Here is a 16298-nt window from a genome sequence, read left to right on the forward strand (position 1 = left end):
GGCAGCAATGGCGCAGACTCTCCCGGTTTCCCATCCGGCCGCACCTTCCCTGTTCTGGCGGCGTTCACGCACGCTACTGCGCGGCGGGCTATCGATTTTCTGCACCCTGCTCGGACTGGCAGCGCTGACCTTTTTTATCGGTCGGCTGCTGCCCATCGATCCAGTGGTGGCGATCATCGGCGATAACGCCAGTCAGGAAGCGTACGATCGGATGTTTCACCAGCTCGGGCTGGATCAGCCGCTGTGGCAGCAGTTTATCGACTATATCACTCAGCTGGCGCGGCTCGATTTTGGCATCGCGCTGACCACCAGCCAGCCGGTTAGCAGCGATATTCTGCGCGTGTTTCCAGCCACGCTGGAGCTGGCGACCCTGGCGGCGCTGATTGGCGTCGGCTTCGGCATTCCGGCGGGCGTGTTATCCGCGATGTATCGCAACTCGCCGTTTGACCATCTGGTGCGTTTCCTCGGCCTGCTCAGCTATTCCACGCCCCATTTCTGGCTGGGTTTGATGGGATTGCTGCTGTTTTACGCCACGCTTGGCTGGATCGGCGGCCCGGGACGCATCGATTTTATCTATGAGTTCGATCTGCAACCGGTCACCGGCTTCTGGCTGATCGACAGCGCGTTGAGCGGTAACTGGGCGATGTTCAAAAACGTCTTCGGCCATATCATTCTGCCAGCGTCGATTCTTGGCCTGAGCTCGCTCGCCTATATCAGCCGTATGACGCGCAGTTTTATGCTGGAACAGCTGTCGCAGGAATACATTATCACCGCGCGGGTTAAAGGGCTGTCGTGGTCGCGCTGCGTCTGGGGACATGCGCTGCGCAATATCGCCGTGCCGACGCTGACCGTGGTGGCGCTGTCGTGGGCGTGGCTGCTGGAAGGCGCAGTGCTCACCGAAACGGTGTTTGCCTGGCCCGGTTTTGGCCGCTATCTCACCAATGCGCTGCTGGCGGGCGACATGAATGCGGTGGTCGGCTGTACGCTGCTGACCGGCGCCATCTTTGTGCTGCTCAACCTGGTTTGCGATCTGCTCTATCGCCTGTTCGATCCCCGCACGCGTCAGGAGGAAAAATGACCGATTCCGTTAATCGCGCCACACCCACAACCCTGCGCAGCTGGATACGAGCGCCCGCACCGGCGACGCCGTTTCAGGCACGTATGCAGCAGATGTGGCTACAGTGGCATCGCTTCTGCGCGAACCACTCGGCGCTATTCGGCCTGCTGGTGCTGCTGGTGATTGCCCTTGCGGCACTGTTTGCCCCGCTGCTGGCCACTCACGATATTTATGCTCAGGATCTGGCGCACCGGTTGCAACCCCCTTCCGCCGATAACTGGCTCGGCACCGATGAACTGGGGCGCGATATTTACAGCCGCCTGCTCTTTGGCGCGCGCATCACGCTCTATATTGCTGGCCTGACCGCCATGATTATCACGCCGCTGGGGCTGATCGTCGGCACCAGCGCAGGCTATATCGGCGGCTGGGTCGATACCTTGCTGATGCGCATCGTCGATATTTTTCTCGCCTTTCCCAGCCTGATTCTGGCGCTGGCCTTTGTCGCCGCGCTGGGTCCGGGCATTGAAAACGCCATTATCGCCATCGCAATCTCATCCTGGCCGCCGATTGCGCGTCTGGCACGGGCGGAGACGCTCTCGGTGCGCAAGATGGATTACATCGCGGCGGTCAGGCTGCAGGGCGCTTCGTCGTGGCACATTATTTTGCGTCATATCATGCCGATGTGCCTGCCGTCGGTGGTGGTGCGCGTCACCATGAATATGGCCGCTATTATTCTCACCGCCGCCGGGCTGGGGTTTCTCGGATTGGGCGCGCAGGCGCCCAGCCCGGAATGGGGCGCGATGCTCGCCTCCGGTCGCGAATTTATGCTGAACCACGGTTTGATTGCCGCCATCCCCGGTTTAGCGATTCTTTTTACCAGCCTGGCCTTCAACCTGTTGGGTGATGGCCTGCGCGATGTGATGGATCTGCGCCATGAATAACAGCCTGCTGGAAGTGGAAGATCTCAACATTATTTTCAAGGGTGCGCATCAGGAGCAGCATGCGGTGCGCAACGTCTCGTTTCGCGTTGGCCGTGAAAAGCTGGCAATCGTTGGCGAGTCGGGATCGGGCAAATCGCAAACCTGCCGCGCGCTGCTGAAGCTGACGCCGAAAGCGGGCCGTATTGAGGCCACCCGCATGCAGTTTGACGGCATCGACCTGCTGGCCGCCAGTGAAAAGCAGATGCGTAGCCTGCGCGGCAACCGTATATCAATGATTTTGCAGGACCCGAAGTTTTCACTTAACCCGCTGATGCGTATTGGCGATCAGGTCGCGGAAGCCTATCGCCTGCATAGCAAGGTGAGCCAGCGCGAGGCGCAGAAGCGGGCGTTGCAGATGCTGGAAGCGGTGCACATTCGCGACGTGGAAAAAGTGTACCGGCTTTATCCGCATGAAATTTCAGGCGGCATGGGCCAGCGGGTGATGATTGCCATGATGCTGATCCCGGAACCCGACCTGATTATCGCCGATGAGCCGACCTCGGCGCTTGACGTCACCGTGCGCCAGCAGGTGCTGGCGATTCTTGATGAGTTGCTGGCGCGCCGCAATACCGGCCTGCTCTTTATCAGCCACGACTTGAATCTGGTATCGCGTTTCTGCGATCGCGTGCTGGTGATGTATGCCGGCCGCATCGTGGAAGAGATTGCCGCTGCCGATCTACACAATGCGCGGCATCCTTACACCCAGGCGCTGCTGGCCAGCCAGCCACGTTTGCATCAGCCGGTGGAGATGCTCAGCGTGCCAACGCGCGATGCCGCCTGGCTGCAGGGGCCCGCCTGGCGAAATGGAGTGCTGGTATGATGATTCCCTCTCAACAACGCCGACTGGAAACGGTCGATCTTAGCATCGCCTTTGGCGAAGGCGCGCAGCGTCGTCAGGTGGTCAGCAACGTCAGTTTTACCCTGGCCGATGGCGACAGCTATGGGCTGATCGGCGAATCGGGCTGCGGCAAATCGACCATTCTGCGCGCGCTTGCCGGGCTGAATACGGACTATCACGGCGCTATTTTGTTTGATAACCGCGAAGAGCAGCCGGTGCGCAACAAGGCGTTTTATCGCCGGGTGCAGATGGTATTTCAGGATCCTTATGCCTCACTGCATCCGCGCAAAATGGTTTACGCCACGCTACGTGAACCGCTGCAGTTGCACCAGCTGGATCGTCATGAGGAGCGCATTAGCGAGGTGTTGCTGGCGGTGGGGTTGAACGACAGCTATCGCTACCGGTATCCACATCAGCTTTCTGGCGGCCAGCGTCAGCGGGTAGCGATTGCCCGTGCGCTGATCGTTGAGCCTTCGGTACTGCTGCTGGATGAGCCCACCTCGGCGCTGGATGTGTCGGTACAGGCGGAAATTCTCAACCTGTTCAGCACGCTGCGCCGTCGCCGCCAGCTGACCTATTTGATGGTGACTCACGATCTGGCGGTGGTAACGCACCTGTGTGAACGGGTGGCGATTATGCATCAGGGCGCGCTGCTGGAAGAGCTGAGCGCCGATGCGCTGCGGCGCGGCGATGCGCAGCAACCTTATACGCGGCAGTTTCTTGCCGCCAGTGAAGCCTGAGGAGCAGCCATGACAGTGATCGACACGCTGGCCGCGTGGTGCGCGCGGCCACATCACTTCAGCGATCGTGCACGCCAGTTAGCGCGTGAAGCGATTGCCGATACCCTTGCCTGCCTGTATGCCGGGCGTCACGATTTTTCCAGCCGCGCGGTGCAACAGGCGTGGGCCAGTCAGGCCACACAGCCTGCCGCCATTGTCGCGCTGCTCAACGGCACCGCCGCGCACGCCATCGATTATGATGATAATTTTACGCCGGGCATGAGCCATGCGTCTGCCGTGCTGGTGCCCGCGCTACTGGCGGTGGCACTGGAGGATGACCGCGACGGCGAGGCGCTGGTGCAGGCGTATCTGATCGGCTTGCAGGCGCAGGCGTGGATTGGCGATGTGGTCTCAGCCACTCATTACACCGCAGGCTGGCACGGCACCTCAACCGTGGGCTGCATCGGCACAGCGGCCGGCGTCGCCTGGTTAAAACAGCACGATCGGGCGGGCATTGCGCGAACGCTGAGTATCGCGGTCAGCCTCGCCAGCGGCGTGAAAGGCCAGTTTGGTACGCCGCTAAAGCCGTTTCATGCCGGGATGGCGGCGCGCAATGCGGTGGAAGCCGCACAGCTGGCGGCTACTGGCATGCACGGACGGTTCGATATTATCGAAGGAGAACAGGGGTTTGCTGCGCTTTATGCCGGTCAGGCATTCTCCCCAGCCATGCTGCATCACTGGTTGCAGCCGCAGCCGCATGTAATTGAGCAGGTTGGCGTCCTGCCGAAAAAGCATCCCTGCTGCGGCTCTACCCATCGCGTGCTGGATGCGATTGCCGATCTGCAAGCCGAGCACGGGTTTCATGATGAGCAGGTCGCAGCAGTGCATTGTAAGGTAGGCATCGCTAATCTGCGTAACCTCGCCTATCCCCTGCCCGGCGATGAGATGCAGGCGCGTTTCTCCATGCCCTATTGCGTGGCGACGCAGTTGGCTAACGGCGCGCTGAGCGTCAACGATTTTACTGCCGCACGCGTCGCCATGGTCAGCGCGGATAAACTGAAGCGAATTACTATGGAGAGCTGGAGCGCGGTGGATGAAGCGGAAGGCGTCAATTTACCGCATTGCGTAACGGTAACCTTAAGCGATGGCCGTCACCTGTATGCTGAGCGGCTTAGCGCGGCAGGTGCGCTGGGTGATCCCTTTACCGAGGCCGAACGGCTGAAAAAGTTTATCGATTGCTGCAGCGAGCTGCGCGATGCGCAGGTGATATGGCAACGGCTGGCAGCGCTGGAGCAGCAGCCCCAGCTGCGGTTTTTACGCAAAATGCTGGTATAAAAAAAGGGCCGCATTAGCGGCCCTTGTTACAACGAAATAGCGATCAGACTGCGGTCTGGAAGATCACGTTGTCTGCTTTATCAGTGTACTGCGACAGCTGATCAAAGTTCAGATAGCGATAGGTATCAACCGCAGTTTTATCCACCTGCGCCATGAACTGTTGATATTCGTCCGGCGTAGGCAATTTACCCAGCAGTGAAGCGACCGCCGCCAGCTCCGCCGAGGCGAGGAAGACGTTGGCACCATTACCGAGACGGTTCGGGAAGTTACGCGTAGAGGTAGAAACTACCGTAGCGCCATCCGCGACGCGCGCCTGGTTCCCCATGCAGAGTGAACAGCCTGGAATCTCAATACGCGCACCGCTTTTACCAAAGACGCTGTAGTAGCCCTCTTCAGTCAGCTGCGCGGCATCCATTTTAGTCGGCGGCGCAACCCACAGACGGGTTGGCAGCTGGCCTTTGTGGCTGTCGAGCAGTTTGCCGGCGGCGCGGAAGTGGCCGATGTTGGTCATGCAGGAGCCGATAAAGACTTCATCGATTTTCTCACCCTGCACATCCGACAGCAGACGCGCGTCGTCCGGATCGTTTGGTGCGCACAGAATAGGCTCTTTGATCTCCGACAGATCGATATCGATCACCGCGGCATAATCAGCATCTGCATCGCCTTCCAGCAGCTGCGGATCGGCCAGCCATTTCTCCATGCCCTGAATACGGCGCTCCAGCGTACGGCGATCGCCGTAACCTTCGGAGATCATCCACTTCAGCAGCACAATGTTGGAGTTGAGGTATTCGATAATCGGATCTTTGCCCAGCTTGATGGTACAGCCTGCCGCCGAACGCTCTGCCGATGCATCGGAAAGCTCAAACGCCTGCTCTACTTTCAGATCTGGCAAGCCTTCAATCTCAAGAATGCGGCCAGAGAAGATGTTTTTCTTACCTTTCTTCTCAACGGTCAGCAGACCCTGCTTAATGGCATAGAGTGGGATCGCATGCACCAAATCACGCAGCGTGATACCCGGCTCCATTTTACCTTTGAAGCGAACCAGCACCGATTCCGGCATATCCAGCGGCATAACGCCGGTTGCCGCGGCAAACGCCACCAGTCCAGAACCGGCCGGGAAAGAGATGCCGATCGGGAAACGGGTGTGTGAATCACCACCGGTACCAACGGTATCCGGCAGCAGCATGCGGTTCAGCCAGCTGTGGATAATGCCGTCGCCTGGACGCAGCGAGACACCGCCGCGGTTCATGATGAAGTCTGGCAGCGTGTGGTGCGTGGTGACATCCACCGGCTTTGGATAGGCCGCGGTATGGCAGAAAGACTGCATCACCAGATCGGCTGAGAAGCCAAGGCAGGCGAGATCTTTCAGCTCATCGCGGGTCATCGGCCCGGTGGTATCCTGCGAGCCGACCGAGGTCATTTTAGGCTCGCAATACTGACCTGGACGGATGCCATCAACGCCACAGGCGCGGCCAACCATTTTCTGCGCCAGCGAGAAGCCACGGCTGCTGGCCACCACGTCTTTTGCCTGCACAAACACATCACTGTGCGGCAGGTTCAGCGCTTCACGCGCACGGGTTGTCAGACCACGACCAATGATCAGTGGAATACGGCCGCCGGCACGGACTTCATCAAGCAACACATCGGTTTTCAGCGTAAAGCTGGCCAGCAGTTCACCCGTTTCATGGTGCAACACTTCCCCTTTGTAAGGGTAAATATCGATCACGTCGCCGGTGTTCAGGTTATCCACGTCCACTTCGATCGGCAGTGCGCCTGCGTCTTCCATCGTATTGAAGAAGATCGGTGCAATTTTACCGCCGAGTACCACGCCGCCGCCTTTCTTGTTCGGCACGTTAGGGATGTCGTCACCCATAAACCAGAGCACCGAGTTAGTGGCTGATTTACGTGAGGAACCGGTACCGACAACGTCGCCAACATAAGCCAGCGGGAACCCTTTCGCCTGCAGCGCCGCGATCTGTTTGATCGGGCCAACATTGCCTGGCTCATCCGGCTCAATGCCTTCGCGTGCGTTTTTCAGCATCGCCAGGGCATGCAGTGGAATATCAGGGCGTGACCAGGCATCCGGTGCAGGAGAGAGATCGTCGGTGTTGGTTTCGCCGGTGACTTTGAAAACGGTAACGGTGAGTTTTTCGGCCAATTTAGGACGCGAAAGGAACCACTCTGCCTCGGCCCAGGATTTCATGACCTGCTGCGCGTAGCTGTTACCCGCTTTCGCTTTCTCTTCGACATCGAAGAAGTTGTCAAACATCAGCAGCGTGTGGGAAAGGGCCTTCGCCGCGCCAGGTGCTAATGCAGCATCATCCAGCGCGTCGATCAGCGGATGAATGTTATAACCGCCCTGCATGGTGCCCAGCAGCTCTACGGCTTTTTCAGGTGATACCAGAGGAGAGGTTGCTTCGCCTTTGGCGATCGCCGCCAGGAAACCCGCTTTTACATAGGCCGCTTCATCAACGCCTGGCGGAACACGATTGATCAATAAATCAGATAAGAATTCTTCTTCACCCGCTGGCGGGTTTTTCAGCAGTTCAACCAGCGCGGCCATTTGGGATGCATCTAACGGTTTAGGAACAATTCCCTGGGCTGCACGCTCGGCAACGTGCTTACGGTATTCTTCTAGCACGACGTTCTCCTCGCTCTCATTGTAAAAGGCTTCCCGGTCACCTGATTCACCACGCTGTGATTGATCCTTGTAGGGTAAGGTGCCCGGTTTCGCGTCGGCCAGCATAGCAGCATTTCGCCTGTTTGTTAATCCGTTTACAAAAAAGCAACATTTCCACCTCAAACCTAACCTGCTGATTTCATAGCAACAGCGCGTTGAAAAGTGCGCTCACATGAAAAAAAATTATCTAACAGCACACTTTATTAAAATTTGCTGATGGTTAGGCGTGCACCGGGTGCTCCACACATTCGGTGATGAGAAAGATGCGTGTATCAATAACGTTATTTTTATTTTTTTAACTCAAACATAACAAAATAACGTTGCCTGCTATATCAGTTCTCTTTATTTAAGACCGTTCTTAATTGAATAACGCTATTTAATAAGAAATAAAAAACAAAGCAAAAAAAGCACACTTTAATTTAATTCCCTTTATCTCTTCCTATTGCAAGAAAATAGAGATGGGTTATTTTTAGCAATATAAACCCTGTCGCGCTGCCCTGTCCCGGAGAAAATATGAAAAGCAAAAAAGAGAGAAGCATTATTGAAAGCTACGATGGAATAAGTGATAAAAAAGATCGCTGTAATAATCCTGAGCAAGGGGAATTAGCCGTCGCAAAAAAAAGCGATATTCATGCCTCGCTGCAAAAGACGATTGAAATCATTGCGCCCTTAAATATGGATGTTTTAATTGAGGGAGAAACCGGCACGGGAAAAGATCGGATTGCGTGCCAGCTTTATCAACTTTCCGGTCGAACCGGTGATTTTGTTCCGGTGAACTGCGCAGCCATTCCTGACACGCTGGCCGAAAGCGAACTGTTTGGCGTTGTTTCCGGTGCCTTCACCGATGCTCGTACCGCGCGGGCTGGTTATATTGAAGCGGCTAATCACGGCGTGCTGTTTCTCGATGAAATCGACAGCATGCCGTTAAACGTTCAGGCAAAGTTATTGCGCGTGCTGGAGACGCGTTCGGTTCACCGTTTGGGCAACACACGCTCGGTGATGCTTGATCTGCGCATCATCGCCTCTGCGCAGTGCAACCTGCAAACCCTGGTGGAACAGGGCCGCTTTCGCCGCGATCTCTTTTTTCGGCTCTCAACGCTGAAAATCCTGGTGCCAGCGCTACGGGATCTGCCGGTCCATATTTTGCCGATGTTTGAACAATTTTGCCGCGAGGCAGCAGAGCGCCTCAACCTGCGCTTTCCGCCGCGTGTGCCAGAGCTCGATTTACGCCTGTTAACACATCCCTGGTCCGGCAATATTCGCGAGCTCAAAGCGGCAGCTGAGCGTTATGTGTTGGGCATCGATCCGTTGCTACCTGAAGTCTCGCCCTTGCCCGCCTCACGATGTCAGCTAAAAAGTCGGCTAGAGGTAATTGAGAAAAACATGATTGCTGAATCTCTCAGACGCCATCGTTATAAGATTGAACCCGTTATTGATGAGCTGGGTATTCCTCGCCGTACTTTTTATAACCGAATAAAGAAGCTGGATATATCATTAAAAGATTGAATATTTATACAGGTTATCGTTTGAGTCTGAACCTACCGCTTCTTTTCCGTCACCGCAAATAATATGGAATCATTTTCATGGGAACGCCCACGCTTATTTTTTCGTGAAAAAAATGGCACATTAACTTTAGCTCCCGTGCCATTTATTTCATTAACAGACATACCGGTTTTAATAAAATCGATATAAATCATTGCGCTATCTTTCTGTACAACGTGGCATTGCTTTTGCAATGAAAAGGCACTTACTCAAGGAGATACCATGAATACTCAAGGAATAGCATTGAACGTCGCGCGTAATGATATCGACTGGAATCAGTTTCTGCCTTTGCATTATAAAAGGCTTATCGGCTTCATTAAAAAATATATTTCCAACCGGAACGATATTGATGATATTGCCCAGACCACCTGCCTCGAGGCGCTGCGCTCCTGGCCAAGCTATGCCGGGCAGTCACGACCGGAAACCTGGTTTTTTGGCATTGCCCTGAACATTATTCGTTCGTACTATCGGCAACACTATCGTCATCTGCGCGTTGAGCCACTCAGTGAGACGATTGAGCTCACCCTAAGCAGCGGTGACGATCCTTTTGTTAACACCCTTTGCCATCAGCAGATGCAAACCGCAATACGTTATCTGGAGAAGCAACCGGCGAACATCAGCGCCATGATGGAAATGATTATTGATGAGGGCTGCTACCAGGATATTGCGCTGGCACAGTCCATTCCGGTGGGGACGGTTCGTTCCCGCTTGTCACGCACGCGAGAGGCGCTGCGGCAGGCAATTAAATAAAAAACGGCTCCCGATGGGAGCCGCTTGATCAGCCTGAGCGAAGCGTTATTTCTTTTTCGCTTTAGCGTTTGGCAGATCGGTAATGCTGCCTTCAAAGATTTCAGCAGACAGGCCAACAGACTCATGCAGCGTTGGGTGAGCATGAATGGTCAACGCGATATCTTCAGCGTCACAGCCCATTTCAATCGCCAGGCCAATTTCGCCCAGTAGCTCACCGCCGTTAGTACCGACAACGGCACCACCGATAACGCGATGGGTCTCTTTGTCAAAGATCAGCTTGGTCATGCCATCAGCACAGTCTGATGCAATAGCACGGCCCGATGCAGCCCACGGGAAGGTAGCGGTTTCGTAGCTGATGCCTTTCTCTTTGGCTTCTTTTTCGGTCAGACCCACCCAGGCAACTTCTGGCTCGGTATAGGCGATCGATGGAATGACTTTCGGATCGAAGTAATGTTTCTTACCGGAAATCACTTCAGCAGCGACGTGGCCTTCATGGACACCTTTGTGGGCCAGCATTGGCTGTCCAACGATGTCACCGATAGCATAGATGTGCGGCACGTTGGTGCGCATCTGTTTGTCGACGCGAATAAAGCCGCGATCGTCAACCTCAACGCCCGCTTTGCCTGCATCCAGACCTTTGCCATTTGGCACACGACCGATAGCAACCAGCACGGCATCATAACGCTGCGCTTCCGCCGGTGCCTTTTTACCTTCCATCGATACGTAAATACCATCTTCTTTGGCTTCGACAGCGGTAACTTTGGTTTCCAGCATCAGGTTAAACTGTTTTTCGATGCGTTTGGTGAACACCTTAACCACATCTTTATCTGCGGCCGGGATCACCTGGTCGAACATCTCAACCACATCAATCTCTGAACCCAGCGCATAGTAAACGGTCGCCATTTCCAGGCCGATGATACCACCGCCCATGACCAGCATACGCTTAGGCACTTCCTTGAGTTCCAGCGCGGCGGTGGAATCCCATACGCGCGGGTCATCATGAGGAATAAACGGCAGCTGAATCGGACGAGAACCGGCAGCGATGATCGCGTTATCGAAGTTAATCGTGGTTGCGCCGTTTTCTCCTTCTACTACCAGCGTATTGGCACCGGTGAATTTGCCCAGACCGTTAACCACTTTGACTTTACGGCCTTTCGCCATGCCAGCCAGGCCACCGGTCAGCTGGTTGATGACTTTCTCTTTCCAGCTGCGGATTTTGTCGATATCAGTCTGCGGCTGACCAAACACCACGCCGTGTGCTTCGAGTGCTTTCGCTTCTTCGATAACTTTTGCTACGTGAAGCAGCGCTTTCGAAGGGATACAGCCTACGTTGAGACAGACGCCGCCCAGCGTGCTGTAACGTTCGACTAATACGGTCTCCAGACCTAAATCAGCGCAACGGAAGGCTGCAGAGTAACCTGCAGGACCAGCCCCAAGTACCACGACCTGAGTTTTAATCTCTGTACTCATCATGACCTCTTAGTTAACTTTCCGGCTATCCTCAACTGCGCCTGCCAGCATGGTCAGCGGTGCATCCCCTTCGTTTGGCGAGCAGATAATCTGTCGCTGCCTGAAGTGATACTGTCCGGCGGCTACGCCAGCGCACATGAGAATATTAAAATTTGTCCGGCACGTTTTCACCGCAAGAGTTTACAGAATTGTTAATGAACTGCAAACCGCTTGATACGAAACGCGTTCAACAACCTTGTCGACTATGAATATTGCAGTCGGCTATGAGAAGGCCGGCAAATTGCCGGCCTTTTTACTGTTACATCACCAGACGACGGATATCCGCCATGATGGTGGCGATGTATGCCGCGAAGCGGGCACCCGCCGCACCGTCGATGACGCGATGGTCAAACGACAGTGACAGTGGCAGCATCAGACGCGGTACAAACTCTTTACCGTTCCACACTGGCTTCATGGATGACTTAGAGACACCCAGGATAGCCACTTCAGGTGCGTTGACGATTGGCGTAAACGCCGTACCGCCAATGCCGCCGAGGCTGGAGATGGTGAAACAGCCGCCCTGCATATCCGATGCGGTCAGCTTGCCGTCACGCGCTTTTTTGGAGATCACTGACAGTTCGCGTGAAAGCTCGATGATGCCTTTCTTGTTCACATCCTTGAACACCGGCACAACCAGACCATTTGGCGTATCAACTGCAACGCCGATATTGATATATTTCTTCAGCGTCAGCTTCTGCGCATCTTCAGACAGTGAACTGTTAAAGCGTGGGAACTCTTCCAGCGCTTTAGCCACCGCCTTCATAATGAACACCAGCGGCGTGATTTTCACATCCAGCTTGCGCTTCTCGGCTTCAACGTTCTGCTGCTTACGGAAGTCTTCAACTTCGGTAATGTCCGCTTCGTCGTGCTGCGTAACGTGTGGGATCACCACCCAGTTACGGCTCAGGTTAGCACCAGAAATTTTCTGGATACGCCCCAGCTCGACTTCTTCGATTTCACCAAACTTGCTGAAGTCCACCTTCGGCCATGGCAGCATGCCCGGCAATCCACCGCCGGTTGCCGCGGCTGGTGCGGTTTCTGCGCGTTTAACCGCATCTTTGACATAAGACTGCACGTCTTCTTTCAGGATACGGCCTTTGCGGCCGGTGCCTTTGACTTTTGCCAGGTTTACGCCAAATTCACGGGCGATGCGGCGGATAACCGGCGTCGCATGCACGTAGGCATCATTTTCAGCAAAGTCGTTTTTAGCATCGGCTTTCGGCGCAGCAGGTGCTGGCGCTGCTTTCTGCTCGGTTTTGGTCGGTGCAGCGTCTTCTTTCTTCGCTGCCGGAGCCGATGCGGCTGGCGCGGCGCCTTCCACTTCGAACACCATGATCAGCGAGCCGGTGCTGACTTTATTGCCGGTAGAGATTTTGATCTCTTTGACGGTGCCAGCAAACGGCGCAGGCACTTCCATTGAGGCTTTATCGCCCTCAACGGTAATCAGTGACTGTTCAGCAGCCACTTTGTCGCCGACTTTAACCATGATTTCCGTCACTTCGACTTCATCACCGCCAATGTCTGGTACTTCAACATCTTTCGCGCCGCTGGCAGCAGCCGGTGAAGCCGCCGCTTCTTCTTTCAGCTCAGGTTTCGGTGCGTCGGCAGGCGCGCTGCCTGCCGCTTCGAATACCATGATCAGTGAACCGGTGCTGACTTTATCGCCGGTAGAGATTTTAATCTCTTTCACCGTGCCCGCGAACGGTGCCGGAACTTCCATTGACGCTTTGTCACCTTCCACGGTGATCAGTGACTGCTCAGCTTCAACGCTGTCGCCCACTTTCACCAGGATTTCGGTCACTTCAACTTCATCAGAACCGATGTCCGGCACGTTGACGTCTTTGCTTTCTGCCGCAGCAGCTGGAGCCGCTTTCGCTTCTGATTTCGGTGCGTCTTCTGCCGGTGCTTTTTCAGCAGGCGCAGCTTCAGCTGCACCCTCTGCTTCAAAGATCATGATCAGCTTACCGGTTTCGACTTTGTCGCCAGCGGCTACTTTGATCTCTTTAACCACACCCGCCTGCGGCGAAGGCACTTCCATCGACGCTTTATCACCTTCAACGGTGATCAGCGACTGCTCAACGTCAACTTTGTCGCCAACTTTCACCAGAATTTCGGTGACTTCCACTTCATCTGCACCGATATCCGGTACGTTGATTTCGATAGCCATTACTTTCTTACCTCTTATGCCAGACGCGGGTTAACTTTATCTGCATCGATTTCGAATTTCTGGATCGCTTCCGCAACCACTTTCTTATCGATTTCACCGCGTTTAGCCAGTTCACCCAGTGCGGCAACCACAACATAAGTGGCATCCACTTCGAAGTGATGACGCAGATTTTCGCGGCTGTCTGAACGGCCATAGCCGTCAGTGCCCAGAACGCGATAATCGCTTGCTGGAATGTAGCTACGCACCTGCTCAGCGAACAGCTTCATGTAGTCGGTTGATGCCACAGCTGGCGCATCGTTCATCACCTGAGCGATGTAAGGCACGCGCGCTTCTTCCGTTGGATGCAGCATGTTCCAGCGCTCACAATCCTGGCCATCACGCGCCAGTTCGGTGAACGAGGTCACGCTGTAAACGTCAGAGCCGATACCGTAATCCTTCGCCAGAATCTCAGCGGCTTCGCGCACGTGGCGCAGGATTGAACCGGAGCCCAGCAGCTGGACTTTGCCTTTGCTGCCTTCAAGGGTTTCCAGCTTGTAGATACCTTTACGGATACCTTCTTCCGCACCCTGCGGCATCGCAGGCATGTGGTAGTTTTCGTTCAGCGTGGTGATGTAGTAGTAGATGTTTTCCTGCGCGTCACCGTACATACGCACCAGACCGTCATGCATGATCACGGCCACTTCATAGGCGTAAGCCGGGTCGTAAGAGATGCAGTTCGGGATGGTCAGCGACTGAATATGGCTGTGGCCATCTTCGTGTTGCAGACCTTCGCCGTTCAGGGTAGTACGACCTGAGGTACCGCCGACCAGGAAGCCGCGCGCCTGTTGGTCGCCCGCAGCCCAGCAGAGATCGCCGATACGCTGGAAGCCAAACATCGAGTAATAGATGTAGAAAGGAATCATCGGCAGGTTGTTGGTGCTGTAAGACGTTGCCGCCGCCAGCCAGGATGCGCCTGCACCCAGTTCGTTGATGCCTTCCTGCAGAATCTGGCCTTTCTCATCTTCTTTATAGTAAGCAACCTGCTCGCGATCCTGCGGCGTATATTGCTGACCGTTCGGGCTGTAAATACCGATCTGACGGAACAGACCTTCCATACCGAAAGTACGCGCTTCGTCAGCCAGAATTGGCACCAGACGATCTTTGATCGACTTGTTTTTCAGCATGACGTTAAGCGCACGCACGAAGGCGATGGTGGTGGAGATCTCTTTGTTCTGCTCTTCGAGCAGCGCACGGAACTCTTCCAGCGCAGGCATTTCCAGCTTCTCGCTGAAGGTCGCCTGACGTGTTGGCAGATAGCCGTTGAGCTTTTCACGCTGACCATGCAGATAAGTGTGCTCTTCAGAACCTTTCTCGAAGGTCACATACGGCAGGCTTTCGATGTTGGCATCTTCTACCGGCACGTTGAAACGATCGCGGATATAACGCACGCCATCCATGTTCATTTTCTTCACCTGGTGGGCAATGTTTTTGCCTTCCGCAGTGTCGCCCATACCGTAACCCTTGATGGTATGCGCCAGAATCAGAACCGGTTTGCCTTTGGTATCCTGTGCTTTTTTCAGCGCCGCGTAGATTTTCTTCGGATCGTGGCCGCCACGGTTCAGCGCCCAAATCTCATCGTCGCTCATATCCTTCACCAGCGCGGCGGTTTCAGGATATTTGCCAAAGAATTTTTCGCGCACGTAAGCGCCATCGCGGGATTTGAAGGTCTGATAATCGCCGTCAACGGTTTCATTCATCAGCTGAATCAGCTTGCCGCTGGTATCTTTACGCAGCAGTTCATCCCAACGACCGCCCCAGATAACCTTGATCACTTCCCAACCGGCACCGGCAAAAATGCCTTCCAGTTCGTTGATGATTTTGCCATTGCCGGTAACCGGGCCATCAAGGCGCTGCAGGTTACAGTTAATGATAAATACCAGGTTATCCAGCTTCTCACGTGTAGCGATGGTGATGGCGCCTTTTGATTCTGGCTCATCCATTTCGCCGTCGCCGAGGAAGGCGTACACGGTTTGCTGAGAAGTATCTTTCAGGCCGCGATGCTCAAGGTATTTGAGGAACTTAGCCTGATAAATCGCGCTCAACGGACCGAGGCCCATTGACACGGTTGGGAACTGCCAGAAATCCGGCATCAGTTTTGGATGCGGATAAGAAGAGAGGCCTTTGCCGTGCACTTCCTGACGGAAGTTGTTCATCTGCTCTTCGGTCAGACGGCCTTCCAGGAAGGCGCGCGCATAGATGCCCGGAGAAATGTGGCCCTGGAAATAGACCAGATCGCCGCCATCTTTTTCGCTACGCGCACGGAAGAAGTGGTTAAAGCACACTTCATAAATCGTGGCGGAAGACTGGAAGGATGACATGTGGCCGCCCAGTTCCAGATCTTTCTTCGATGCACGCAGAACGGTCATGATGGCGTTCCAGCGGATAGCGGAACGGATACGACGTTCTAAAGTGGTGTTACCCGGGTAGTCCGGCTCATCTTCAACAGCAATGGAGTTAACGTAGTTGCTGATCGCGGTACCAGTACCAGCCGCAACCTTCACGCCGCCTTTACGAGCTTCACTCAGCACCTGATCAATCAGGAACTGTGCGCGTTCAACACCTTCTTCACGGATGACCGATTCGATCGCCTGCAGCCAGTCGCGGGTTTCGATCGGGTCCACGTCATTGTGTAAACGTTCTGACATGGGGTTAATTCCTTATCTGTGTCTATTACGTTGAATA

12 protein-coding genes are annotated in these 16298 nt (G+C 54.8%); 7 read left to right on the top strand and 5 right to left on the bottom strand.

Annotated elements, in window-relative coordinates; translation table 11 throughout:
* Window positions 1-7: 7 nt before the first annotated feature.
* From ACJY2L_RS10230 to ACJY2L_RS10250, 5 genes are read left to right on the top strand one after another with little or no spacing between them, the layout of a single operon-like run.
* Window positions 8-1078 (top strand): ABC transporter permease, encoded by a 1071-nt coding sequence (locus ACJY2L_RS10230; RefSeq protein WP_439213578.1) that lies wholly within the window; start codon window positions 8-10, stop codon window positions 1076-1078.
* Window positions 1075-1998 (top strand): ABC transporter permease, encoded by a 924-nt coding sequence (locus tag ACJY2L_RS10235; RefSeq protein WP_439213579.1) that lies wholly within the window; start codon window positions 1075-1077, stop codon window positions 1996-1998. The genes ACJY2L_RS10230 and ACJY2L_RS10235 overlap by 4 nt, the downstream gene beginning before the upstream one ends.
* Entirely contained in the window at window positions 1991-2857 is an 867-nt protein-coding gene (locus ACJY2L_RS10240) for an ABC transporter ATP-binding protein (RefSeq protein ID WP_439213581.1), read from the top strand. The genes ACJY2L_RS10235 and ACJY2L_RS10240 overlap by 8 nt, the downstream gene beginning before the upstream one ends.
* Window positions 2857-3615, top strand: a complete 759-nt coding sequence (locus tag ACJY2L_RS10245) for an ABC transporter ATP-binding protein (RefSeq protein WP_157883907.1) — start codon at window positions 2857-2859, stop codon at window positions 3613-3615. Before ACJY2L_RS10240 ends, ACJY2L_RS10245 begins: the two co-directional genes overlap by 1 nt.
* A 9-nt stretch (window positions 3616-3624) precedes the next feature.
* Entirely contained in the window at window positions 3625-4929 is a 1305-nt protein-coding gene (locus ACJY2L_RS10250; RefSeq protein WP_439213582.1) for an MmgE/PrpD family protein, read from the top strand.
* 43 nt (window positions 4930-4972) lie between these two features.
* Here ACJY2L_RS10250 and acnB read toward each other — a convergent pair whose 3' ends face one another.
* Window positions 4973-7570 (bottom strand): bifunctional aconitate hydratase 2/2-methylisocitrate dehydratase, encoded by a 2598-nt coding sequence (acnB, locus tag ACJY2L_RS10255; protein WP_071852549.1) that lies wholly within the window; start codon window positions 7568-7570, stop codon window positions 4973-4975.
* Window positions 7571-8122: 552 nt separating this feature from the next.
* Here acnB and ACJY2L_RS10260 point away from each other — a divergent pair.
* Entirely contained in the window at window positions 8123-9115 is a 993-nt protein-coding gene (locus tag ACJY2L_RS10260; protein WP_439213583.1) for a sigma 54-interacting transcriptional regulator, read from the top strand.
* Window positions 9116-9147: 32 nt separating this feature from the next.
* Here the strand turns inward: ACJY2L_RS10260 and ACJY2L_RS10265 are convergent, their stop codons facing one another.
* Window positions 9148-9306 carry a hypothetical protein gene (locus tag ACJY2L_RS10265; protein ID WP_439213584.1) on the bottom strand — a complete coding sequence of 53 codons (159 nt, stop codon included), beginning with the start codon at window positions 9304-9306 and terminating at the stop codon, window positions 9148-9150.
* A gap of 67 nt (window positions 9307-9373) precedes the next feature.
* On the opposite strand from ACJY2L_RS10265, the gene ACJY2L_RS10270 reads away from it, so the two are divergent.
* The gene (locus tag ACJY2L_RS10270; RefSeq protein ID WP_071852480.1) at window positions 9374-9901 is read left to right on the top strand and encodes an RNA polymerase sigma factor; all 528 of its coding nucleotides are present in this window, start codon (window positions 9374-9376) and stop codon (window positions 9899-9901) included.
* A gap of 45 nt (window positions 9902-9946) precedes the next feature.
* On the opposite strand, the gene lpdA is transcribed toward ACJY2L_RS10270, so the two are convergent.
* From lpdA to aceE, 3 genes are all read right to left on the bottom strand, one after another.
* Window positions 9947-11371, bottom strand: a complete 1425-nt coding sequence (lpdA, locus tag ACJY2L_RS10275; protein ID WP_067435126.1) for a dihydrolipoyl dehydrogenase — start codon at window positions 11369-11371, stop codon at window positions 9947-9949.
* 298 nt (window positions 11372-11669) lie between these two features.
* Window positions 11670-13577 (bottom strand): pyruvate dehydrogenase complex dihydrolipoyllysine-residue acetyltransferase, encoded by a 1908-nt coding sequence (gene aceF, locus ACJY2L_RS10280; RefSeq protein ID WP_439213585.1) that lies wholly within the window; start codon window positions 13575-13577, stop codon window positions 11670-11672.
* A gap of 14 nt (window positions 13578-13591) precedes the next feature.
* Window positions 13592-16261 carry a pyruvate dehydrogenase (acetyl-transferring), homodimeric type gene (gene aceE, locus ACJY2L_RS10285; RefSeq protein WP_067427999.1) on the bottom strand — a complete coding sequence of 890 codons (2670 nt, stop codon included), beginning with the start codon at window positions 16259-16261 and terminating at the stop codon, window positions 13592-13594.
* Window positions 16262-16298 lie beyond the last annotated feature (37 nt).

The sequence above is a fragment of the Duffyella sp. Ts4 genome, assembly GCF_051851875.1.
Lineage (GTDB): Bacteria > Pseudomonadota > Gammaproteobacteria > Enterobacterales > Enterobacteriaceae > Duffyella > Duffyella gerundensis.